A 22,744-nucleotide genomic window follows, 5' to 3' on the forward strand; every position below is an offset into this window, starting at 1 on the left:
GGCGTCACACCACCGGGTCGACGGCGCCCCGCAGCCGCCGCACTCCAGTGGCAGGATCACGTCGAGCACGGCAACAGTGTCGCGCACCGGGCCGACAGCTCCGACCACAATTCAGCCCGGCAGCACCGGCGTTGCTCCGGGGACCGTCAACCCCGGCACCTCCGACCAGCCCTGTTGGCCTTCGCCAACCGATGCCGAATACTGCAACACCCCTTGGGGTCCGGCGACGTACACCGTCGACGGGTTGGCCGCGACCGTCATCACCGGAAGCTGCAGACCACGGGCAGGCGCGTCGGAGTTCACCCCGTCGAGGTTCACGTAGGACACCGGATGACCGGCGTCGGTGCGGGTGACCACGATGTCATCACCGGTCCGCCAGGACAACGACACCACCGAGGTGCCCAGCCCGAAACCCAGCCGACGCGGGTAGGTCAGCGCGTACTGGCCGGCCTGAGTCTGCTCGACGCCGGCCAGGATCACCTGGCCGCCGATCACCATCGCGGCGCGGGTGCCGTCCCGGGACAGCTGCAGGTCGGTGATCGGTCCCGGAAAATGGCTCGCGACAGCCGCGGAATCCACCGGAATGCGTGCGGGCTGCCCGGACGCAGGTTCCTGGATGGCGCGCAGCACGTTGTTGCCGTCCACGACCACCCAGACCGCGTCGTCGAGCGACCAACTGGGCCGCGAGAGGGTGTGCCCGTCGGCGGACTGGACCGCCTCGGCACCGAGGTCCCCGATCCACAGCGACGCCTCCTGGTCCGGGGCGCCGCCGCGCAGCGTCACGACGGAGGCGACCTGCCGCCCGTTGCGCGACAGCGCGGCCCCGGTCTGGTCCGGCATCCGCCCGAAGGCCCCGGGCACTGTCGTGGTGTGCTGGCCGTCCAGGCCCACCAGCGCGCCGTTGACCAGCGCATGCAGGCCCGCTCCGGCACCGTCGGCCACGCCCGGGTCGGTGGCGGCGACGTCGGAGGTGGTCCACCCCTCGGCGAAGCGGTCGTCCAGCGGTGCGCCGTCGGCGTTGATCACGTACGGCCCGCGGATGTCCGCCCTGGCCAGCGTCCAGATGATCTGCGCGGCGAGCAGTTGCCTGCTGTGCGGATCGGTGGTGGACAGCTTTTCCAGGTCGATGCGCGCGCCGCCGTAACCGCGACCGATCCCGTTCTTGCCGCCGTCGGCGCGGGTGACCGGCCCACGCAGCCGCAACGGCGGGGCGAGCAGGTTGCGAACCGTGTGGGCCATCTCGGGGCGAGGTCCGGCGATCAGCTTGGAGATCAGCTCGGTGGCCAGCTGGTCGTGATCGGGCACCGCGACGTAGCGGGGGTCGGGAACCATCGTCTTACCGGTCGGGTCGGCGAAGTAGAGCGTGTTGCGCTTGTAGGTCGCCTGGAACTGCTGCCAGTCCAAAAAGACTCCGTTGGGCAGGCGGTCGATCCGCCAGCCGCCCGACGTCTTGACCAGCTCGATCGGCCCCGGGTCGGGCAGCACGCCCTCGGCGGTCTCGAACACACCCATATCGGACAGCGAACCCAGGATGTCAGCCCGCATGGTCGCCGAAACACGTTCAGCAGCACGGGTTTCCACGAAAACGACATGGTCGATCAGCAACGCGCTGCCGGCATCGTCCCACGCGTTGGACGCGGACTGGGTGAGGAACTGCCGCGCGGCCAGATGCCGGTTCGCCGGGTCCGCCGTGGCCTTGAGGAATTCCCGCAGTAACACGTCGGGATCCATTCCCGGGGTCGGCTTGGGCAGGTTGGAGGGGGCCGGCCGCTCGACGGTGCCGATGGCCTGCGGCGCCGACGTGCTGGGCACCCCCGCGCAGCCGCCGAGCAGCGCCGCCGCGAACAGCAGGCCCAGCAGGCGGCGCATCAGCCGCTCCTCTCCGCTGGCTCACGCTGGCGCTGAAGGTCATTGCGGTGTTGCGGGCCGGTGCCGTCGACCTGCGGCATCGGCTGCGAATTCGCGTGCGGGACCGGTTTGATCGGCAGCGGGCTGGTGGTGACCTTGTGGCCGCGCACCAGGGGCAGCGTCAGTCTGAAGCACGAGCCCTCGCCGGGCTCGCCCCACGCTTCCAGCCGGCCCTGGTGCAGTCGCGCGTCCTCGATGCTGATCGCCAGGCCCAGCCCGGTGCCGCCGGAGCGCCGCACCCGCGACGGGTCCGCCCGCCAGAACCGACTGAACACCAGCTTCTCCTCACCGGGGCGCAACCCGACCCCGTGGTCGCGCACGGTGACGGCGACGGTGTCCTCGTCGGCGACCATCCGGATCTCCACGGGCTTGTGCTCGGCGTGGTCGATCGCATTGGCGATCAGGTTGCGCAGGATGCGCTCCACCCGGCGGGTGTCCACCTCGGCGATCACCTCGTGGGGCGGCAGGTCCACCTGCAGGTCGACGCCCGCGTCTTCGGCCAGGTGACCCACGTTGCTCAGCGCGCTGCGCACGGTGGCGCGCAGATCCACCGCGTCCACGGACAACTCGGCCACACCCGCGTCGTGCCGAGAGATCTCCAGCAAGTCGTTGAGCAGGGTCTCGAACCGGTCCAGTTCGCTGACCATCAGCTCGGTGGAGCGCGCCAGCGTGGGATCGAGGTCGGAACTGTGGTCATAGATCAGGTCCGCCGCCATCCGCACCGTGGTCAGTGGGGTACGCAATTCGTGGCTGACGTCGGAGGTGAAACGGCGCTGCAGGTTGCCGAACTCCTCGAGCTGGGTGATCTGCCGGGACAGGCTCTCGGCCATGTCGTTGAACGACATGGCCAGTCGGGCCATGTCGTCCTCCCCGCGCACCGGCATCCGCTCGGACAGGTGACCCTCGGCGAACCGCTCGGCGATCCGCGACGCCTGCCGCACCGGGACCACCACCTGGCGGGACACCAGCACCGCGATCCCGGCCAGCAGCACCAGCAGCACCGCGCCACCGGTGATCATCGTGCCGCGCACCAGCATGATCGTGGCCTGCTCGTTTTTCAGCGGGAAGATCAGGTAGAGCTCGAGGTTGGCCACCTGCGACGAGGCCGGCGAACCGATGACCAGGGCCGGCCCGGAGAATCCGTCTGTGCGCACCGTGGCGTACTGGTAGGCCGCCTGCCCGGCCTTGACGAAACCGCGAAGGGTGTCCGGCACCTGGTTGACGGGCCCGGCCGTGGTGGCGGCGCGGGGGCCGTCACCGGGAACCATCAGCACCACGTCGAACACGCCGGCGAGCCCCGCGCCCGAGGCGGGCTCGGTCTTGGACGTCAGCGTGTTGCGGGCCAGCTGCAGGCTGCTGTCCAGCGAGCGAGTCTCCTCGCCGCTGACGATCCCGCCGACCGTCGTGCGCGCCCGCTCGATCTGCTCGGTGGCGGCCCGGACCTTGACGTCGAGCACCCGATTGGTCAGCTGGCTGGTCAGCACGAAACCGAGCGCCAGGATCACTCCCAGCGACAACCCGAGCGTCAGTGTCACAACGCGCAGCTGCAGCGACCGGCGCCACGCGACGGACACCGCCCGGCTCACCGCGCCCATGCCGCGCGGAAGGGGACCCGAGCGGCCCCAACGACTACGAGTGCGTCGGCGTGAGCCGAAGATCACCTGCGCCGCTCCTCACCGCCGCCGCGCTCGGCGCGGATCATGGAGGTCCGGCCTTGTATCCCACTCCTCGAACGGTCAACACCACGGTCGGGTTCTCAGGATCCTTCTCGACCTTGGCCCGCAGGCGCTGGACGTGCACGTTTACCAGGCGGGTGTCCGCCGGGTGCCGGTATCCCCACACCTTTTCGAGCAGCACATCACGAGTAAACACCTGCCGCGGCTTGCGTGCCAGCGCGACCAGCAGGTCGAACTCCAGCGGAGTCAGAGAGATCTGCTCGCCGTTGCGGGTGACCTTGTGCGCCGGCACGTCGATGTCGATGTCGGCGATGGAGAGCATCTCGGCCGGTTCGTCGTCGTTGCGCCGCAACCGGGCCCGCACCCGCGCAACCAGCTCCTTGGGCTTGAACGGCTTCATGATGTAGTCGTCGGCGCCGGACTCCAAGCCCAGCACCACGTCCACGGTGTCGGTCTTGGCGGTCAGCATGACGATGGGAATACCGGAGTCGGCACGCAGCACCCGGCACACGTCGATGCCGTTCATGCCGGGCAGCATCAGGTCGAGCAGCACCAGGTCGGGCCGCAGCTCGCGCACCGCGGCCAGGGCCTGGGTACCGTCGCCGATGACCGCGGTGTCGAAGCCCTCCCCGCGCAACACGATGGTGAGCATCTCGGCCAGCGAAGCGTCGTCGTCGACGACGAGAATCCTTTGCCTCATGGACTCCATGGTGTCACCAGATCGGGACAAAACAGGGGCGCCACACGGGCGTTTCTCGCCCGAGAAGGCCAATTGGCGACAAATCACGTCGAAATGTGCGCGTCGCGGTGCCTAGCGGCCCTGCACAACGGCCCCGGGGACGCCCCCGGACCCCGTCAGTGTCGCGGCGAGCCGCACCGGATCGACCTCGGCGTCCACCACCAGCCATCGCCCACCCCAGGCGGTGGCGGCGAGCTCGGCGAACACCGTACTGGTGCGCTGCTGCAGCCCGACGTCGCGCTCGTAACTGTCTCGGGCGCGGCCCGGCTCGGCGGCGGCCCGGGCCCGTGCCCGCCGCCCGGCGAGTTCTGCGGGCACGGCAAGCAGCACCTGCCAGTCAGGCGCGGGCAGCCGCAACCGCTGGAATTCGAGCCGGTATACCCAAGCCACGGCCTCTCCGGCCACGCCCTGATGCAGGCGGGCGGCGCTGTAGGCCGCGTTGGAGGCCACGTAGCGGTCCAGGATCACCACGTCGTGGTCGCCGCGCAGCCGATCGATCTCCCCGACCGCCCCCGCGCGGTCGAGCGCGAACAGCGTCGCCATCGCGTACACCGATTCCGCGAGGTCACCGTGCTGGCCGTGCAACGACTCCGCGGCGAGGTCGGCGGTCACCGATCTGCCGTAGCGCGGGAAGTCCAGCGTGGCCACCGAAAGGCCGGCGGCCTGAAATGCCTTACCCAGCCCGTCGGTCAGCGTCCGCTTGCCCGCGCCATCGACTCCTTCGACCGCAATCAGCACGGCGCTGACCCGAGCGCGCGGCTCAATGCCCGAACGTGAAGCTGGCCGCACACTCGGCGCAAGCGTCTCAGTAGCGGTAGTGGTCGGGCTTGTAGGGGCCCTCGACGTCGATGCCGAGGTACTCGGCCTGATCCTTGGTCAGCTTGGTCAGCCGGCCGCCGAGTGCCTCGACGTGGATACGGGCCACCTTCTCGTCGAGGTGCTTGGGCAGCCGGTACACCTCGTTGTCGTACTCGTCGTTCTTCGTCCACAGCTCGATCTGGGCGATCACCTGGTTGGAGAAGCTGTTGCTCATCACGAACGACGGGTGGCCGGTGGCGTTACCCAGGTTCAGCAGCCGGCCCTCGGAGAGAAGAATGATCGACTTGCCGCTGTCGGGGAACGTCCACACGTCGACCTGCGGCCGGATGTTCACCTTGGTGGCGCCGGAGCGCTCCAGTTGGGCGACCTGGATCTCGTTGTCGAAGTGCCCGATGTTGCCCAGCACGGCGTGGTCCTTCATCGCCTTCATGTGCTCCAGGGTGATGATGTCCTTGTTGCCGGTGGCGGTGACGACGATGTCGGCCTGGCCGATCGCCTCGTCGACCGTCACCACGTCGTACCCCTCCATCAACGCCTGCAGCGCGTTGATCGGGTCGATCTCGGTGACGACGACGCGGGCGCCCTGGCCCTTCACCGATTCCGCGCAGCCCTTGCCCACGTCGCCGTAGCCGCAGACCAGCACCTTCTTGCCGCCGATCAGCACGTCGGTGCCGCGGTTGATCCCGTCGATCAGGGAGTGCCGGCAACCGTACTTGTTGTCGAACTTGGATTTGGTCACCGAGTCGTTGACGTTGATCGCCGGGAACGCCAGGTCCCCGGCCGCGGCGAACTGGTAGAGACGCAGCACCCCGGTGGTGGTCTCCTCGGTGACGCCCTTGACCGACGCGGCGACCTTGGTCCACTTGTCCTTGTCGGTCTCGAAGCGGTTGCGCAGCAGGTTCAGGAAGATCTTCCACTCGGTGGGGTCGTCGTCCTCGGCGGGCGGCACCACGCCGGCCTTCTCGTACTGGGCACCGCGCAGCACCAGCATGGTGGCGTCACCGCCGTCGTCGAGGATCATGTTGGCCGGCTGGTCAGGCCACGTCAGCATCTGCTCGGCGGCCCACCAGTACTCCTCCAACGTCTCGCCCTTCCAGGCGAACACCGGAACGCCCCTGGGCTCCTCGGGGGTGCCGTACGGGCCGACGACGACGGCCGCGGCCGCGTGGTCCTGCGTGGAGAAGATGTTGCACGACGCCCAACGCACCTCGGCGCCCAGCGAGACGAGGGTCTCGATGAGGACCGCGGTCTGCACCGTCATGTGCAGCGAGCCCGAGATCCGCGCGCCCTTGAGCGGCTGCACCTCGGCGTATTCGCGGCGCAGCGACATCAGGCCCGGCATCTCCTGCTCGGAGAGCTCGATGTCGCGACGCCCGTAATCCGCCAGCGACAGATCGGCAACCTTGAAGTCGATGCCGTTCCGGACGTCGGCATTCAGGGATTTTTCGGTCGTCGTCATAGCGTCTCTCATCCTTACTCGTGGCTCACCGGCACTAGCGGTACTTAGCTTCAGTATGTTCTTGCGCCACTGTAGTAGGACGACCTCACGGCCCCTCGATCAGGGAGAGTCGGACCGAGGTCGGCCCTGCTTTCAGGGCCGGATCTCAGGGCCGGATCTCAGGACCGGCTTTCAGGGCCGGATCTCAGGGCCGGTGGGCGACGCCGTGCCGCTCCGCGAACGGCGTCATCAACCGGGCCAGGTCCGCCGCGACATCATGGTTCGCCTCGGGTGGCATGGACACGTAACTCAGCGCCAGCCGCACGATGGCGCGGGCCAGCACGCCGGCATCCTCGTCGCTGGCGGCCACCCAACTCTGGGTCAGAGCCGTCGTCAGGCTCGTCGATGCGCGGGTGATGATCGGGGCGCTGTCGGTGGTGATGATCTGCAGCAGGTCGGGCTTGGCCACCCCCGTCAGCAACGAAATCACCAGCGGGTCGGCCGCCGACTCGGCGAAGAATTCGCGGAATCCATACAGGAACGCCTCGTAGACGTCGCCGACGTGGGCGTCGAGGGCGGCGTGCACAGTGTCGACGAGCCGGTCGGCCAGGCGCAGGGCGTAACCCTGCGCCAGTCCCTGACGCGAGCCGAACTCGTTGTAGATGGTCTGCCGGCTGACGCCGGCGGCGCGGGCCACGTCGGACAGCGTGATGGCGGACCAGTCGCGGGCCAACAGCAGGTCCCGCATCGCGTCGAGAACCGAGTCCCGCAGCAGCATCCGCGACGCCTCGGCGTATGGCATCCGCTTCACCGGCTCGGCGGCATCTGCTTTCATGGCATCTGTTTTGAGGGCGTCGTTCGCGGCGGCGGTCGTGGCGATCACGACCGCGCCACCTCCACCATCTCGAAGTCTGCTTTCGCCGCACCGCAATCCGGGCAGCTCCAGTCCTCGGGGATGTCGTCCCAGCGGGTGCCGGGGGCGATGCCATCCTCGGGCCAGCCAAGCGCCTCGTCATACTCGAAGCCGCACTGCAGGCAACGGAATCGTTTGTAGTCGCTCACGTGTTCGCTCCCATCTGTATGAAGTCGACCTTCTCGCGCACCGCGCAGTCCGGGCAGCACCACTCTTCGGGGATCCGATCCCACGCCGTGCCGGCCGGAAAGCCCTCCCGCGCATTCCCCTGGGCCTCGTCGTAGACGTAGCCGCAGCCCGGGCACCGGTAGGCGGTCATGCTGCCCGCTCCTGGTCGGAAGCGCCGTACCTGGCCAGCACCTTGGCCCGTAGGCGCGGCTGCACGTTGACCTTGGTGATGTCGCCGCCGTAGTGCTCGAGCACCCGATGGTCCATCACCTTGCGCCACAGCGGCGGGAAGTAGGTCAGCGAGATCATCGACGCATACCCGCTGGGCAGGTTGGGGGCGCCGTCCATGCTGCGCAGCGTCTGGTAGCGGCGGGTGGGGTTGGCGTGATGGTCGCTGTGCCGCTGCAGGTGGTACAGGAACAGGTTGGTGACGATGTGGTCGGAGTTCCAGCTGTGCACCGGGGCGCAGCGCTCGTAGCGGCTTTGTCCGGAAGCGGTGACGGTCTGCTGGCGCAGCAGGCCATAGTGCTCGAGGTAGTTGACGCCCTCCAGCAGGGAGAAGCCGAAAACGGCCTGAATGAGCACGAACGGGATGAGCGCCGGGCCGAAGACCGCGATCAGCGCGCCCCACAGCACCACCGACATCAGCCATGCGTTGAGCACGTCGTTGGATAAGTAGGTCCTAGGGTCCCAGGGGCTTTTGCCGAGCCGGCGCAGTCGCTGGGCTTCCAGCCGCAGCGCCGAACGCAGGCTGCCGAACACGCTACGCGGCAGGAACTCCCAGAACGTCTCGCCAAAACGGGCCGAGGCCGGGTCCTCGGGGGTGGCGACCCGCACGTGGTGGCCGCGGTTGTGCTCGATGTAAAAGTGCCCGTAGCAGGTCTGGGCCAAGGTGATCTTGGACAGCCAGCGCTCCAGCGATTCCTTCTTGTGGCCCATCTCGTGGGCGGTGTTGATGCCGACACCGCCCAGCACACCGACCGACAGCGCCAAGCCCAGCTTGCCGGCCCAGCCCAGCCCGCCGGCATAGCCCAGCCAGCTCAGGTCGGAGGCGGTGAACAGGTAGGCGCCCAGTACCACGCTCAGGTACTGGAACGGGACGTAGAGGTAGGTGCAGTAGCGGTAGTACCTGTCTTTGTCCAGCTGTTCCATCACCTCGTCGGGCGGGTTCTGCCCGTCCGGCCCGAAACGCAGGTCCAGGATCGGCACCAGGACGTAGACCAGGATCGGTCCGACCCACAGCAGCGCCTGCGAGCCCGACTGCCACCCGAGACGGTTGAGCGCCCAGATCAAGGGCAGCACCACGAACAGCGCCGTCGGGACGATGAGCCCCATCAGCCACAGCCGGCGCTTCCTGTCTCGCCAGACGGGCACCTCGACTCGATCGACGTGCTGGTCGGTCGCCCGGTTCACCGGGGGCCTCCGTGTGGACATGTGCCAAACCTCCTCGTGATTCACGTGACAGCGATTTAGACAATACGACCACTTCCGTCTCGTGTCTAGACATTTGATGGTGTTTTGTAAACTTCGTGTCAGGTCCGGGTCGGTTCAGTCCTCGGCTGCGGGGTGGCCCGCTCCGACTCGCGCCGACCCTGCACCGAGTGCCGGTAGCCGTAGCCGAGATAGATGGCGATTCCCACCAGCAGCCAGACCCCGAAGCGGATCCAGGTCAGCGCGGTGAGGTTCAACATCAGCCACACGCAGGCGCAGATCGAGGCGATCGGCAGTAGCGGCACCCACGGAGCCCGGAAACCACGCTCGAGGTCGGGACGCGTCCGGCGCAGCACCATGACGCCGGCGGAGACCAGGACGAACGCGAACAACGTCCCGACGTTGACCATCTCCTCGAGCTTGGCGATCGGGAACACCGAGGCCGTCATGGCCACCAACACCGCGACCAGCACGGTGATACGCACGGGCGTCCCCCGCGCCCCGGTCTTGGCCAGCGAACGCGGCAGCAGCCCGTCGCGTGCCATCGCGAACAAGATTCGGCACTGACCGAGAAGCAGCACCATCACCACGGTGGTCAGCCCGGCCAGCGCCCCGAGGGCGATGACCTTGCTGGCCCAGTGCACGCCGTTCACGGTGAACGCCGTGGCGAGGTTGGCCTGACCCCGGCCCGGAACGGTTTTGAGCTCGGTGTAGGGCACCATGCCCGACAACACGACCGCCACCGCGACGTAGAGGACCGTGACGATCGCCAGCGACACCAGAATGCCTCTGGGTACGTCGCGCTGGGGCCGCTTGGTCTCCTCGGCCATGGTGGCCACGATGTCGAACCCGATGAACGCGAAGAACACGATCGACGCCCCTGCCAGCACGCCGTACCAGCCGTAGTGGCTGCCGGGTGCCCCGGTCAGCAGCGACAGCACCGACTGGTTGATGCCTGTCGCCTCGCGTCCCGCCTCGGGCGCCGGGACGAACGGCGAGTAGTTCGAGCCCTTGACGTAGAAGGCGCCGACCACCACGACCAGCACCACGACCGCCACCTTGACGCCGGTGACCAACGCCGAGAACCGCGACGACAACTTCGTGCCCAGCGCGATCAGGGTCGCCACCACCGCGACGATCAGCACCGCGGCCCAGTCGAGCCGGACCGCTCCGAGCTGCAACCGGCTGCCGGCGAAGCCGGCCACCGTCCCCAGATAGGTCGACCACCCCTTGGACACCACGGCGGCGCCGATGGCCAGTTCCAGCAGCAGGTTCCACCCGATGATCCAGGCGAGGAACTCGCCGAAGGTTGCATAGGAGAAGGTGTAGGCGCTGCCCGCCACCGGTAGCGTCGACGCGAACTCGGCGTAGCACAGCGCCGCCAGCGCGCAGGTGACCGCGGCGATCACGAACGACACCCAGATGGCCGGGCCGGTGATGTCACCGGCGGTCGAGGCGGTCACCGTGAAGATGCCTGCACCGATCACCACCGCGACACCGAACACCACCAGGTCCCACCAGTTGAGGTCCTTGCGCAGCCGGGTGTCCGGCTCATCGGTGTCGGCGATCGATTGCTCCACGGACTTCATGCGCCACCGATTCGCCATCCACCCTCCCGTTGGTCACCTCTTGGACGGCACAGTACTGGGTGGCCCCGTACTGGACGGCCCCGTACTGGACGGCCCCGCACTGGGTGGCCCCGTACTGGACGGCCCCGGAAGGCGTCCGGGGGCGAACGAGCAGTCGCCGGGGCTGGACAGGCTGTGCCACCAGGACGGGACCCGGGCGCTCACCGCCTTGGGGAGGACCGGCGGGGCGTCACAGCCCGACGGTCACCCTGAACAGCGTGGCGGACTCGCGCGCGACGAGCCGGATCGGGCCGTCGTCGGCGGCCACCCAGGCGGCCATCCCGCGCCGCAAGGTGAGTGAGCCGGACTTGCCGTGCACCGTCGTGGACCCCTCGGTGCACAGTAGGACCTGCGGTCCCTCGTGGCTGCACGGCGCGTCGACCTCGTGCCCCAGGTATTCGCCTTCCAGCGTCAGCAGTGCAACCGCGAACTCCTCGGCGGGGGTCTCGTACACCATCCCGAGCCCCTCGCGGCGGACATGCGAGCGCAGGCATTCCTCGGCGGTGGGGCGAAAGTCCAGCACCCGCAGCAGTTCAGGCACGTCGACATGCTTGGGAGTCAGGCCGCCGCGCAGCACGTTGTCGGAGTTGGCCATCACCTCGACGGCGAAACCCCGCAGATAGGTGTGCAGGTTGCCGGCCGGCACGAAGATCGCCTCACCCGGTGCCAGGCTGATGCGGTTCAACAGCAGCGACGCCAGCACCCCGGCGTCGCCCGGATAGCGTTCGCCGAGCTCGAGCACCGTCTTGATCTCCTCCGCGAACTCGGTCGCGCCGGAACTCACGTAGGCGATCGCGCCGTCCAGCACGGCCGCGACCAGCGCGTCGAGGTCGGGCTGGGGCGCAGTGATCCAGGTCGTGAACAGGGCACGCAGGCCGTCGGCGTCGGACTGGTCGTTGAGCAGCTCGATGTAAGGGTCCAGCTCGGCGGTCGCCAGCGCCCGCAGCAGCTCCGCGGTGCGCGCGGCCCGACGGAACCCGGCCAGCGCCTCGAAAGGCTGCAGCGCGACCAACAACTCGGGCTTGTGGGAGGTGTCGCGGTAGTTGCGGACCGGGGAGTTGACCGGGATGCCCTGTCGCTCCTCGCGCAGGTAACCCTCGACCGCCTGCTCGGCACTGGGATGGGCCTGGAGCGACAGCGGCTCGTCGGCCGCCAGCACCTTCACCAAAAACGGCAGCACATCACCGAACCGGGCGCGCGAGCCGGGCCCGAGCTGCCCGTCCGGATCGGCGACCAGCGCGTCCAGCAACGAGACCTCGCCGTCCTCGGTTTCCAGCCAGGCCGGATCGCCGGGGTGCGCGCCGAACCAGAGCTCGGCCTCTGGGTGGGCCGCCGGCACCGTCCGGCCGGTGAACTCGGCGATGGTGGTACGCGACCCCCATGCGTACGTCCTCAAAGCCCCGCGTAGCAGTTCCACGTGTGTATCTATCCCCGCACCAGTCGCAGGTAAACCGCGGCCATCTCCAGCCGGACGGCTAATACTGCCAGTTGCTGCCAGTCGCTCCCAGCGCCGGCCGACTTGCGCTCACCACCGGCGGCGCCGCCTGGTGCGGCCTGGGTGCCGGGCGCATCCGGCACGTCCTCGGCGCAGACCAGGTGGACGTCCCCGCCAACGGCGACGCGCGCCGCCACCACCGTGCGTTCGGCGGCCAGGGTGAGCGCGAGCACCCGGAGCCGCTCGGGCAGCGGGCCGTCGATCTGTTCGTCGTGAAAGAGCGCGTCCACCGGGGGGTGGGCGCCACCGAAACGGTCGGAGCCTTGGCCGCTGGGGGCGCGCAGCGCCGTCACAGCGTCGGCGAGCCCGGCGGCGGCGACCACCTCGTGCGCGATCCGCAACAGGATCGAACTGCCGTGTCGCGCCACGGCGAGCGTGGCGGCGCAGTCACCGGCCAACGCGACCCGGTGACCGGATATCCGCGCGGCGATGGTCTTGGCCGGGTTGGTGAACAGGTCGCGACCGGCGCTGTTTCGCAGGGCCTCGGCGTCCAGTTCGTCGGCGAGCCGCCCCAGCTGGATACCGGCTCTGGGGTCCACGGTGCGCAGCGCGGCCAGGCCGGCGGCCAGATAGCGGCACAGCCCGAACTCGTCGGGAACCCGCAGGCGCGGGGCGAGCACGGCGACCCGCCCGGCGGTGGAGTCGCGCAGCGGACCCTCGTACGGTGCCGCCACGGCGACCCGCGCCCCGCGGCGCACCCCGATCGCCGCGGACGTGACCAGCGCCGGGTCGCCGGGATCGTCACCGGCGACGATGAGCACGTCAAGCGGACCGACCCACGGCGGCGCCTCGCCGACAACCGCGATCGGGGCGCAGACCTGCCCGCCCAGCGTCGCGGCCAGGATCGCTCCGGCGGTCTCGGCGGCCCCGCGGCCGGCCACCCAGATCACGCTGCGCGGAGGGTGGTCGACGCGCAGCGGGTCCAGCGCGCCCTCCTCGGCGGCGGCGTCGATGGCACGCACCTGCGCGCCGGCCGACGACGCGGCACGCAGCAGGCCGTCCCGGTCGGCGGTCAGCAGACCCTCGGCGTCTTCGAGATCAATCGCCCGGGTCGCGCTCACGGTCCGGCGCCTCCCGGTACCGCCGCGATCACCGCGTCGATCTCCGCCCGGACCTGATCGACGACGGCGGCCACATCCTCGACGCTGCGGGCCTCGACGTTGAGCCGCAGCAGCGGCTCGGTGTTCGAACTGCGCAGGTTGAACCAGCTGCCGTCGCCCAAGTCGACCGTCACCCCGTCGAGGTGATCGAGAGAGTGGATCCGGGGGCCGAACGACTTCAGCACGGCCTCCACGCACCGCGGCGCGTCGGCCACCGTGAAGTTGATCTCGCCGGAGGACTCGTAGCGCCGGTAGTCGGCGGTCAGCTCCGACAGCGGCCGCTCCTGCTCGCCGAGGGCGGTCAGCACGTACAGCGCGGCCAGCATCCCCGAGTCGGCACCCCAGAAGTCGCGGAAGTAGTAGTGGGCCGAGTGCTCGCCGCCGAAGATCGCGCCGGTGTCGGCCATCAGCGCCTTGATGTAGGAGTGGCCGACCCGCGAGCGCAGCGGTGTGCCGCCCCGTTCGGTGACCAGTTCGGGCACCGCGCGCGAGGTGATCACGTTGTGGATGACGGTCGCGCCGATCTCCCGCTTCAGCTCGCGCGCGGCCACCAGGCCGGTCACCGTCGACGGCGCCACCGGCTCGCCGCGCTCGTCGACCACGAAGCAGCGGTCGGCGTCTCCGTCGAATGCCAGCCCGATATCGGCGCCGGTGTCGCGTACATACGCCTGCAGGTCCACCAGGTTGGCGGGGTCGAGTGGGTTGGCCTCGTGATGGGGGAACGAGCCGTCGAGTTCGAAGTACAACGGCAACAACGTGATCGACTCGACCGCCCCGAACACCGCGGGCGCGGTGTGGCCGGCCATCCCGTTGCCGGCGTCCACGGCCACCCGCAGCGGTCGCAGCCCGGAGGTGTTCACCAGGGAACGCAGGTAGGCGCCATAGTCGGCGAGGACGTCGCGATCGGCGACTGAGCCCGGGCTCCCACCATGGGCTGCGACCCCGGCGATCACCTCGGCGCCGATGACGTCCAGCCCGGTGTCGGCGCCGACGGGTTTCGCCCCGGCGCGGCACAGCTTGATGCCGTTGTAGGCCGCGGGGTTGTGGCTGGCGGTGAACATCGCGCCGGGACAGTCCAGCAGCCCCGAGGCGAAATACAGCTGGTCGGTGGATGCCAAACCGATACGGACCACGTCCAGGCCCTGCCCGGTGGCGCCGCCGGCGAACGCCGCCGCCAGCGCCGGTGAGCTCTCCCGCATGTCGTGGCCGATCACCACCTGGTGCGCGCCCTCAGCACGCACCAGCCTGGCGAACGCCGCCCCCAGGTCGGTGACCAGTGGTTCGTCGAGTTCATCACCGACCAGCCCACGCACGTCGTAGGCCTTGACGACACGGTGAACAGTCGCGGCGGGCCGAGACATGCCGGGCCTCCTGACGCCATGGATTGCTTCGCCTCTTGGCCGTCAGCCTATAACCCCCCGGGGACAAGGGCTGCCACGGTGCACGGGCCCCGACGCCACCCGCAGACGCGGCCGGTGCGCCTAGTCGGTGGGATCGGGCAGCACGCGCAGGTGCCCGCGGCGGCGCCCGGACCGGTGCTCGGGAGGGGCCAGCACACCGCCACTGGGCGCGGTGGCGTGGACACCGGCGTGATGGACCTGGGGCTCGGAGAAGCCGCGCTGCGGAACACCGGGCAGGCATGCCTGGCCGGGCCCACCCTCACGCACCGCGTCGGCCAGGGCGACCAGGTCGTCCTCCTCGGGATGGGTGGGCTCGGCAGACAGGGGTCCGGCGTGGCGCACCAGATCCCACCCGCGGGGAGCGGTGATCCGGCCGGCGTGGCCGACGCACAGATCCCACGAATGCGGCTCCCGCGCGGTGGCGAGTGGACCCACCACGGCCGTGGAATCCGAATAGACGAACGTCAGAGTCGCCACGGCGTAGTGCGGACACCCGGGCCGGCAACAGCGACGGGGAACGTTCACGCCGAAAGGTTATCGTGGACAAACGCCGCCGAAGCGCCGGACACGCGCAACCGTTCGGCCCGCGATGTCCAACCGTTACCATCTGCCCGATGAGTGATTCCCGCGGCGACCCGCGCAGCTTCGGCCGCAACGACCGGTCGAGGAACCGGGCCGGTGCAACCCGGGCCTCTCGGCGGGGCCGGGACATGCGCGGGCCGCTGCTGCCGCCGACGGTGCCGGGGTGGCGCAGCCGGGCCGAGCGGTTCGACATGACGGTCCTGGAAACCTACGAGCCCATCGAACGGCGCTGGCAGGACCGGCTGACCGACCTCGACGTCGCCGTCGACGAAATCCCCCGCATCGCGGCCAAGGATCCGCAGAGCGTGCAGTGGCCGCCCGAAGTCGTCGCCGACGGCCCGATCGCACTGGCCCGCTTGATCCCGGCCGGGGTGGACGTCCGGGGCAACGCCACACGGGCACGAATTGTGTTGTTCCGCAAGCCGATCGAGCGACGGGCAAAAGACACCGTCGAACTCACCGAGTTGCTGCACGAGATCCTGGTGGCTCAGGTGGCCGTCTATCTTGACGTCGAGCCCTCGGTCATCGACCCCATGATCGATGACGGCTGACCGCGAATTGCGCTGGCCGCGAATTGCACTGCGCTTCAGATGACGCCGCGCTTGAGGCGGCGACGCTCCCGTTCGGAGAGACCGCCCCAGATACCGAAACGCTCGTCGTGCGCCAGCGCGTAGTCGAGGCACTCGCTACGCACCTCGCAGCCCAGGCAGATCTTCTTGGCCTCACGGGTGGAGCCCCCCTTCTCGGGGAAGAACGCCTCGGGATCGGTCTGCGCACACAGCGCCCGGTCCTGCCATTGGTCCGGCGTCAGCGGCACGGACTCGGTTTCGAATGCGATCGGCGCATCGGAAACCGGAGCATCAGGAACCACAGTCAGGTGTGGCCGCACGAGAACCGCCGGAGCCGAACCGAACGTGGTGTGCGGTGTGCTTGCCATAACGCCCCGAAGGTGTTCGTAGGACATGCGTTTCCGCCTCCTCAGGCTGATTGACCTTAACGTGATCGATAAGGGTGAAGGTTTCCCACTGTTCTGATGTACAGACTGTTCTGATGTACAGAGTGTCCTGATGTACAGACAATTCGAACATTCGAACAAGTGATCGAATCTCGGTCTGCGACACCGGGAACGGCCGGCCAACCGGGAAATGACACTGTTGTGATTAGACACGGGTTGATGTGCCCGGTCAAGCGTTGGACGGCGTTTCCATATCATCTCGTGACGAAATTTCGGCGTTTCTGTTGCCTTGGGCTCTCGGCGTGTCGATCACAACTGTCGCAACCGTTTCCGAACTCCGGTTCCCGGAGGCCCTCATGGGCCCGCCACGTGGGCCCATGAGGGCCCGCAACCGTGCCGTGGACGGCCGGTACTGTCGTGCCCTGTGAAGATCAAGTGAAGCTCACCGTTCTGGTCGGCGGGGTCGGCGGCGCTCGCTTTCTGCTGGGGGCCCGGCAGCTGCTGGGGCTGGGCCGTTCCGAGGCGCAGGGGGAGTCGGCGGCCGACCACGAACTGACCGCAGTCGTCAACATCGGCGACGACGCCTGGATCCACGGGGTGCGCGTGTGCCCGGATCTGGACACCTGCATGTACACCTTAGGCGGTGGTGTGGACCCGGAGCGCGGGTGGGGTCACCGCGACGAAACCTGGCACGCCAAAGAGGAATTGGCACGCTACGGCGTGCAGCCGGACTGGTTCATGCTGGGCGACCGCGACCTGGGCACCCATTTGGTGCGCACCCAGATGCTCAACGCCGGCTACCCACTGACGCAGATCACCACGGCGCTGTGCGATCGCTGGCAACCGGGCGCTCGGCTGCTGCCGGCCAGCAACGACCGGTGCGAGACTCACGTCGTGATCACCGACCCGGCCGACGAGAGCCGGCGCGCAATCCACTTCCAGGAGTGGTGGGTGCGCTACCGGGCCCAGGTGCCCACGCACAGCTTCGCGTTCGTCGGCGCCGAAAAGGCCAGCGCCACAGATGAAGCCGTGGCGGCCATCACCGAAGCCGACGTCATCCTGCTGGCTCCGTCCAACCCGGTGGTCAGCGTCGGCGCCATCCTGGCGGTCCCCGGCATCCGGGGTGCGCTGCGCGCCGCCACCGCCCCGGTCGTCGGCTACTCGCCGATCATCGGCGGAAAGCCGCTGCGCGGCATGGCCGATACCTGCCTGTCCGTGCTGGGGGTCGAATCCACCGCGGAGGCCGTCGGCCGCCACTACGGGGCGCGTTCGGGCACCGGGATCCTGGACGGCTGGCTGGTGCACGAGGGTGACGTGGCCGACTTCAAGGCCGACATCGAGGGCGTGACGGTGCGTTCGGCTCCGCTGTTGATGACCGACCCACAGGCCACGGCCGACATGGTCGCCGCCGGGCTCGACCTCGCGGGCGTCAGCACGTGACCGGCCCGGGCTCGACAGCGCCCCGGTCCGGCGAGCACGGCACCGCGGCGGCGGTCGAGATCCTTCCGGTGACCGGGCTCCCCGAGTTCCGGCCCGGCGACGACCTGACCGCGGCCGTCGCCACGGCCGCACCCTGGTTGCGCGATGGCGACGTCGTGGTGGTGACCAGCAAGGCGGTGTCCAAGTGTGAGGGTCGGCTGGTGGCGGCACCGCAGGACGCCGAGGAGCGGGACCGACTGCGGCGCCGGCTGGTCAATGACGAAGCGGTGCGCGTGCTGGCGCGCAAGGGCCGCACCCTGATCACCGAGAGCCGGCTGGGCCTGGTCCAGGCCGCCGCAGGCGTGGACGGATCCAATGTCGGCCGCAACGAGCTGGCGCTGCTGCCCATCGACCCCGACGCCAGCGCGGCGGCCCTGCGCGCGGGGCTGCGGCGGGGCCTGGGCGTCGATGTCGCGGTGGTCATCACCGACACGATGGGGCGGGCCTGGCGCAACGGCCAGACCGACGCGGCGATCGGCGCCGCCGGCCTGGCCGTGCTGCACAACTATTCGGGGGCAGTCGACCGGCACGGCAACGAGCTGGTGGTCACTGAGGTCGCGGTCGCCGACGAGATCGCGGCCGCCGCCGACCTGGTCAAAGGCAAACTGACCGCGATGCCGGTGGCCGTCGTGCGCGGCCTGCACGTCACCGACGACGGCTCGACAGCCCGGCGGCTGCTGCGGCCGGGCACCGAAGATCTGTTCTGGCTGGGTACCGCCGAGGCCCTCGACATGGGCCGCCGGCAGGCCCAGCTGGTGCGCCGGTCGGTGCGCCGATTCGACGATCGGGCGGTGCCGCCCGACCTCGTCGAGTCCGCCGTCGCCGAGGCCCTCACCGCGCCCGCCCCCCACCACACGCGGCCGGTGCGGTTCGTGTGGCTGTGTGCCCCGGCCATCCGGCTGCGGCTGCTGGACCGGATGAAGGACCGCTGGCGCACCGACCTCGCCCGTGACGGCAGGCCCGCCGACGCCATAGAGCGTCGGGTGGCGCGCGGCCAGATCCTCTACGACGCACCGGAAGTCGTCATCCCGTTCCTGGTTCCCGACGGCGCCCACACCTATCCCGACGCCGCCCGCACCGACGCCGAGCACACCATGTTCACGGTCGCGGCCGGGGCGGCCGTGCAGGCTCTGCTGGTGGCGCTGGCGGTGCGGGGCCTGGGCAGCTGCTGGATCGGCTCCACGATCTTCGCCCCCGGCCTGGTCCGCGCCGAGCTCGACCTGCCCGGCGACTGGGAGCCGCTGGGCGCGGTCGCGATCGGCTACGCCGAGCAGCCTGCCTCCCCGCGCGAGCCGGGCCCGGTCGCGGACCTGCTGATCAGGAAATGACCCCGATGACCGGGTTCGCGGACAAGCCGGCGGCGGTCGACGACGTTGGCGGCGGCTACCCCGTGGCGGAAGCGGTGGCGCGGTCGGCGGCCCGCGCGCCGTGGTCGGCGCTGCGCGATCGGCGGAGGAGGCGGGTGTCGAGGTGAGCGTTCGCGACTCGGCGATCTCGGTGCTCGCCGACTGGGCCGCGCCCGACCCGGCCCAGGATTCGCTGCGGCACGCCGTCCTGGCCTTCCTGCACGCGCGCCCCGACGCCTGCCGCCGCGACTGCGAGCCCGGCCACGTGACCGCGTCGGCGCTGGTACTCGACGACACCGGCGGCCGGGTGCTGCTGACACTGCACCACCGACTGCGCCGCTGGGTGCAGATGGGCGGGCACTGCGACGAGGGGAAAGACGGAGACCCCGACGTCGTCGCCGCGGCACTGCGAGAGGCCACTGAGGAATCCGGCATCGCCGGCCTGCGCATCGAGCCGGAGCTGGCCGCCGTGCACGTCCACCCGGTCACCTGCTCGTTGGGTGTGCCGACCCGACACCTCGACCTGCAGTTCGTGGCGCACGCGCCGCCCGGCGCGCAGATCGCCATCAGCGAGGAATCGCTGGACCTTCGGTGGTTCCCGGCCGGAGAGCTACCCGAGGGCACCGATCACGCGCTGGCCTACTTGGTGGCTCGAGCGCTGGGCCGCCAGGCCGAGACTCACACGTCCGAGGAGTAGCGGATCCCGCCGTCGGGAATGGCCACGCCGGGCCACACTCGGGCACCGCGCAGCAGCTCGCAGCGCGCGCCGATGTCGGCGCCGTCGCCGATCACCCCGTCGCGGATCAGCGCCCGCGGACCGATGCGCACCCCGAAGCCGACGATCGACCGTTCGATCACGCTTCCTGCCTCGACCTTGACGCCGTCGAAGATCACCGCGCCGTCCAGCCGCACCCCCGGGCCGATCTCGGCGCCTCTCCCGACGACCGTGCCGCCGATGAGTACGGCGCCGGGCGACACCGCAGCGCCGTCGTGCACCAACTGCTCGCCGCGGTGGCCGTGCAGCGCCGGCGACGGGGCGATGCCGCGCACCAGATCCGCCGACCCGCGCACGAAGTCCTCCGGAGTGCCCATGTCGCGCCAGTAGGTGGCGTCGACGTAACCGCAGACCTTGAGGTCGTCGTCGAGCAATGCCGGGAACACCTCACGTTCCACCGACACCTCGCGGCCACGGGGAATACGGTCGATCACCTCACGCCGGAAGACGTAGCAGCCTGCGTTGATCTGGTCGGTGGGTGGGTCCTCCGTCTTCTCCAGGAACGCCGCGACGCGGTCATCCTCGTCGGTGGGCACACACCCGAACGCCCGCGGGTCACCGACCCGCACCAGGTGCAGCGTGACGTCGGCCTGCTTGGTGTGGTGGAACTCGAGCAGCTCGCCCAGGTCGGCGCCGGACAGCACGTCGCCGTTGAACACCATCACGGTGTCGTGGCGCAGCCTCGGCGCGACGTTGGCGATCCCGCCGCCGGTCCCCAGCGGGTTCGACTCGGCCACGTACTCGATCTGCAGGCCCAGCTTGGACCCGTCGCCGAACTCGGCCTCGAACACCTCGGCCCGGTACGACGTGCCCAGGATCACGTGCTCGATCCCGGCCGCGGCGATCCGCGACAGCAGATGGGTGAGGAAGGGCAGCCCGGCGGTCGGCAGCATCGGCTTGGGCGCCGACAGGGTCAGCGGCCGCAGCCGAGTGCCCTTGCCGCCCACCAGGATCACCGCGTCAACCGAGCGTTGTGCCACCTCTAGCGCCTTTCCAGGTCACGTCTTCTGCGGCGCAGGGAGTTGCGCACCATCAGGCGGGCGCGCACCTCCAGCGACCCGCGCAGCGTCCAGCGCAGCGGCGCCTGCCACCATCCGGGATGCCGGTCGGCCAGGAAGATGTAGGTGCTCTTGTGATGAGCGCTCAGGTGGCGCGCCGGGTCGTGCCCGGTGGAGTGGCCCCGGTGGTGGAGCACCTCGGCCGAGGGCACGTAGACGCTGCACCAGCCGGCCCGGCCCAGGCGGTCCCCGAGGTCGACGTCCTCCATGTACATGAAGTAGCGCTCGTCGAACCCCCCGACCTGACGAAACGCCGACCGGCGCAGCAGCAGACACGACCCCGACAGCCAGCCCACCGGCCGCTCGCTGGGCTCGAGCCGGTCCTGGCGGTAGGCCGCCGTCCAGGGGTTGCGCTTCCAGAAGGGTCCCACCACGGCGTGCATCCCGCCGCGGACCAGGCTGGGCAGATGACGTGCCGACGGGTACACCGACCCGTCGGGATCCCGGATCAGTGGGCCCAGCGCGCCCGCCCGTGGCCACCGGTTGGCGGCATCGAGCAGTGCGTCGATGCTGCCCGGACCCCACTGCACGTCCGGGTTGGCCACGATCACCCAGTCGTCGGCCGCCCCGTTCTCCCCCAGCCGGTCGACGGCGAGGTTGACCGCGCTGCCGTACCCGAGGTTGGCCCCCGTCTCGATCAGCCGCGCGTTCGGGTAGCGCTCGAGCGCCGCCTGTGGCGTCCCGTCGACCGACCCGTTGTCGGCCAGCAGGACTTCGACGGGACGCTCGGTGGCCAGCGCCAACGACGCCAGGAAGCGCTCCAGGTGCGGGCCCGGCGAATAGGTCACCGTGACCACGGGCACGACGTCAGTCACGCGTCGAGGGTAACGGTCGGTCGCCCGCGGCGACGCCGGCCGCCGACAGCGCCGCGATCAGCGCCTCGCGCCAGGGTCGCAGCGGCCGCAGGCCCGCCGCCCGGGACTGCTCGGCGCCGAGCGCGGAATAGACCGGCCGCGGCGCCGGCCGCGGAAACTGCGCGGTGCTGACCGGGCGCACCCGCGACGGGTCGGCGCCGCACTGCTCGAATACGGCCCGGGCCTGCCCGAACCGGGACACCGCTCCCTCGTTGGCGGCGTGCAGGACCGGGCCGGGCACGCCGTCGTCGGCGATCTGCAGCAGCGCGGCGGCCAGGTCCCCGACGTAGGTCGGCGAGCCGGTCTGGTCGTCGACCACGTCGACGGGACCGTCCCCGGCGGCCAGCCGGCGCATGACGGCGACGAAGTCCTTGCCGGTGCCACCGGTGTAGACCCAGGAGGTGCGCACGACGACGCCTTGCCGGGCGTCCGGCAGGACCGCGAGCACCGCGTGTTCGCCGGCGAGTTTGGTGCGGCCGTACACGCCTGCCGCCGCGGTGGGGTCGCCGGGCTCGTAGGGGCGGGAGGCCGGGACGCCGGCCCCGCCACCCACGGCCCCGCCACCCACGGCCCCGCCACCGAATACGTAGTCGGTGGAGACGTGGATCAGCCGGGCGCCGGCCCGCGCGCAGGCCTTGGCCAGGTGCTCGGGACCGGTGGCGTTGACCGCGTGGGCACGGGCCTGGTCGCTCTCGGCGCCGTCGACGTCGGTGTACGCCGCGCAGTTGAGCACGATGTCGCCGCCGCCGATGAAATCTTCGGCCGCCGCCGGGTCGGTGATGTCCCACTGCGATGACGTGTACGCCCGCATCCGGCGGCCCTGGTCGGCCGCCAACGCCGCCACGGTGCTGCCCAGTTGCCCCCCCGCCCCGCTGATCACAATCCTGCCCGACATGGCACGAGTGTGGCACGCCCCGAAACGCGCGGGTCACGCCCGGGTCACGCCGGAGGCACGCGGGCGCCCGCTACCCGCGAAGCAG

23 protein-coding genes and 1 pseudogene are annotated in these 22,744 nt (G+C 70.0%); 5 read left to right on the forward strand and 19 right to left on the reverse strand.

The window, feature by feature from the left end:
- The 15 genes and pseudogenes from AC2VOK_RS02900 to AC2VOK_RS02970 all read right to left on the reverse strand — a co-directional run.
- Window positions 1-69: pseudogene (locus tag AC2VOK_RS02900) on the reverse strand (ComF family protein); the annotation flags it as partial.
- Window positions 70-111: 42 nt separating this feature from the next.
- Window positions 112-1,869, reverse strand: coding sequence for an MtrAB system accessory lipoprotein LpqB (gene lpqB / locus AC2VOK_RS02905; protein WP_428899147.1), 1,758 nt, complete (start codon window positions 1,867-1,869; stop codon window positions 112-114).
- Window positions 1,869-3,569 carry an MtrAB system histidine kinase MtrB gene (mtrB, locus tag AC2VOK_RS02910; protein ID WP_428899148.1) on the reverse strand — a complete coding sequence of 567 codons (1,701 nt, stop codon included), beginning with the start codon at window positions 3,567-3,569 and terminating at the stop codon, window positions 1,869-1,871. Before mtrB ends, lpqB begins: the two co-directional genes overlap by 1 nt.
- Before the next feature lie 37 nt (window positions 3,570-3,606).
- On the reverse strand, window positions 3,607-4,293 hold the full coding sequence (mtrA, locus tag AC2VOK_RS02915; protein WP_421529111.1) for a two-component system response regulator MtrA: 687 nt from the start codon (window positions 4,291-4,293) through the stop codon (window positions 3,607-3,609).
- A 102-nt stretch (window positions 4,294-4,395) separates the two neighbouring features.
- Window positions 4,396-5,061: a dTMP kinase gene (locus AC2VOK_RS02920; protein WP_421529112.1), complete on the reverse strand. Its 666-nt coding sequence runs from the start codon at window positions 5,059-5,061 to the stop codon at window positions 4,396-4,398.
- Window positions 5,062-5,128: 67 nt separating this feature from the next.
- The gene (ahcY, locus tag AC2VOK_RS02925) at window positions 5,129-6,601 is read right to left on the reverse strand and encodes an adenosylhomocysteinase (RefSeq protein WP_428899149.1); all 1,473 of its coding nucleotides are present in this window, start codon (window positions 6,599-6,601) and stop codon (window positions 5,129-5,131) included.
- Between the two features lie 184 nt (window positions 6,602-6,785).
- Complete coding sequence (gene alkX, locus AC2VOK_RS02930; protein ID WP_428899187.1) at window positions 6,786-7,415, reverse strand: TetR family transcriptional regulator AlkX; 630 nt, start codon at window positions 7,413-7,415, stop codon at window positions 6,786-6,788.
- A gap of 44 nt (window positions 7,416-7,459) precedes the next feature.
- Window positions 7,460-7,642, reverse strand: coding sequence for a rubredoxin (locus AC2VOK_RS02935; protein WP_421529114.1), 183 nt, complete (start codon window positions 7,640-7,642; stop codon window positions 7,460-7,462).
- The gene (locus tag AC2VOK_RS02940) at window positions 7,639-7,812 is read right to left on the reverse strand and encodes a rubredoxin (protein ID WP_428899150.1); all 174 of its coding nucleotides are present in this window, start codon (window positions 7,810-7,812) and stop codon (window positions 7,639-7,641) included. Before AC2VOK_RS02940 ends, AC2VOK_RS02935 begins: the two co-directional genes overlap by 4 nt.
- Window positions 7,809-9,074, reverse strand: a complete 1,266-nt coding sequence (locus AC2VOK_RS02945) for an alkane 1-monooxygenase (RefSeq protein WP_428899151.1) — start codon at window positions 9,072-9,074, stop codon at window positions 7,809-7,811. Before AC2VOK_RS02945 ends, AC2VOK_RS02940 begins: the two co-directional genes overlap by 4 nt.
- 119 nt (window positions 9,075-9,193) lie before the next feature.
- Window positions 9,194-10,699, reverse strand: a complete 1,506-nt coding sequence (locus AC2VOK_RS02950; protein WP_428899152.1) for an amino acid permease — start codon at window positions 10,697-10,699, stop codon at window positions 9,194-9,196.
- 211 nt (window positions 10,700-10,910) lie between these two features.
- Complete coding sequence (manA, locus tag AC2VOK_RS02955) at window positions 10,911-12,137, reverse strand: mannose-6-phosphate isomerase, class I (RefSeq protein WP_428899153.1); 1,227 nt, start codon at window positions 12,135-12,137, stop codon at window positions 10,911-10,913.
- 8 nt (window positions 12,138-12,145) lie between these two features.
- Window positions 12,146-13,276, reverse strand: coding sequence for a TobH protein (locus tag AC2VOK_RS02960; RefSeq protein ID WP_428899154.1), 1,131 nt, complete (start codon window positions 13,274-13,276; stop codon window positions 12,146-12,148).
- On the reverse strand, window positions 13,273-14,676 hold the full coding sequence (locus AC2VOK_RS02965; protein ID WP_428899155.1) for a phosphomannomutase/phosphoglucomutase: 1,404 nt from the start codon (window positions 14,674-14,676) through the stop codon (window positions 13,273-13,275). The genes AC2VOK_RS02960 and AC2VOK_RS02965 overlap by 4 nt, the downstream gene beginning before the upstream one ends.
- Before the next feature lie 120 nt (window positions 14,677-14,796).
- Window positions 14,797-15,240: a DUF3499 domain-containing protein gene (locus AC2VOK_RS02970; RefSeq protein WP_428899156.1), complete on the reverse strand. Its 444-nt coding sequence runs from the start codon at window positions 15,238-15,240 to the stop codon at window positions 14,797-14,799.
- A 185-nt stretch (window positions 15,241-15,425) separates the two neighbouring features.
- Here AC2VOK_RS02970 and AC2VOK_RS02975 point away from each other — a divergent pair, with 185 nt between their 5' ends.
- Complete coding sequence (locus tag AC2VOK_RS02975) at window positions 15,426-15,848, forward strand: metallopeptidase family protein (RefSeq protein ID WP_428899188.1); 423 nt, start codon at window positions 15,426-15,428, stop codon at window positions 15,846-15,848.
- Between the two features lie 35 nt (window positions 15,849-15,883).
- Here AC2VOK_RS02975 and AC2VOK_RS02980 read toward each other — a convergent pair whose 3' ends face one another.
- A complete protein-coding gene (locus AC2VOK_RS02980) occupies window positions 15,884-16,234 on the reverse strand; it encodes a WhiB family transcriptional regulator (protein ID WP_421529757.1) in 351 nt (116 codons plus the stop codon).
- 453 nt (window positions 16,235-16,687) lie between these two features.
- Here AC2VOK_RS02980 and cofD point away from each other — a divergent pair, with 453 nt between their 5' ends.
- Genes cofD through AC2VOK_RS03000 form a run of 4 tightly spaced genes read left to right on the forward strand, consistent with a single transcriptional unit; the run spans window position 16,688 to window position 19,774 of the window.
- Window positions 16,688-17,692, forward strand: coding sequence for a 2-phospho-L-lactate transferase (gene cofD / locus AC2VOK_RS02985; RefSeq protein WP_428899157.1), 1,005 nt, complete (start codon window positions 16,688-16,690; stop codon window positions 17,690-17,692).
- Window positions 17,689-19,059 carry a coenzyme F420-0:L-glutamate ligase gene (locus AC2VOK_RS02990; protein WP_428899158.1) on the forward strand — a complete coding sequence of 457 codons (1,371 nt, stop codon included), beginning with the start codon at window positions 17,689-17,691 and terminating at the stop codon, window positions 19,057-19,059. Before cofD ends, AC2VOK_RS02990 begins: the two co-directional genes overlap by 4 nt.
- 5 nt (window positions 19,060-19,064) lie before the next feature.
- Entirely contained in the window at window positions 19,065-19,205 is a 141-nt protein-coding gene (locus AC2VOK_RS02995) for a hypothetical protein (protein ID WP_428899159.1), read from the forward strand.
- Window positions 19,202-19,774 (forward strand): NUDIX hydrolase, encoded by a 573-nt coding sequence (locus AC2VOK_RS03000; RefSeq protein WP_428899160.1) that lies wholly within the window; start codon window positions 19,202-19,204, stop codon window positions 19,772-19,774. The genes AC2VOK_RS02995 and AC2VOK_RS03000 overlap by 4 nt, the downstream gene beginning before the upstream one ends.
- On the opposite strand, the gene manB is transcribed toward AC2VOK_RS03000, so the two are convergent.
- From manB to rfbD, 3 genes are read right to left on the reverse strand one after another with little or no spacing between them, the layout of a single operon-like run.
- A complete protein-coding gene (manB, locus tag AC2VOK_RS03005; RefSeq protein WP_428899161.1) occupies window positions 19,756-20,832 on the reverse strand; it encodes a mannose-1-phosphate guanylyltransferase in 1,077 nt (358 codons plus the stop codon). The genes AC2VOK_RS03000 and manB overlap by 19 nt on opposite strands.
- 2 nt (window positions 20,833-20,834) lie before the next feature.
- Window positions 20,835-21,707 (reverse strand): glycosyltransferase family 2 protein, encoded by an 873-nt coding sequence (locus AC2VOK_RS03010; protein WP_428899189.1) that lies wholly within the window; start codon window positions 21,705-21,707, stop codon window positions 20,835-20,837.
- Window positions 21,708-21,717: 10 nt separating this feature from the next.
- Window positions 21,718-22,659 carry a dTDP-4-dehydrorhamnose reductase gene (gene rfbD / locus AC2VOK_RS03015; protein WP_428899162.1) on the reverse strand — a complete coding sequence of 314 codons (942 nt, stop codon included), beginning with the start codon at window positions 22,657-22,659 and terminating at the stop codon, window positions 21,718-21,720.
- Between the last annotated feature and the right edge of the window lie 85 nt (window positions 22,660-22,744).

It is taken from the genome of Mycobacterium sp. TH-M116 (genome assembly GCF_057473685.1).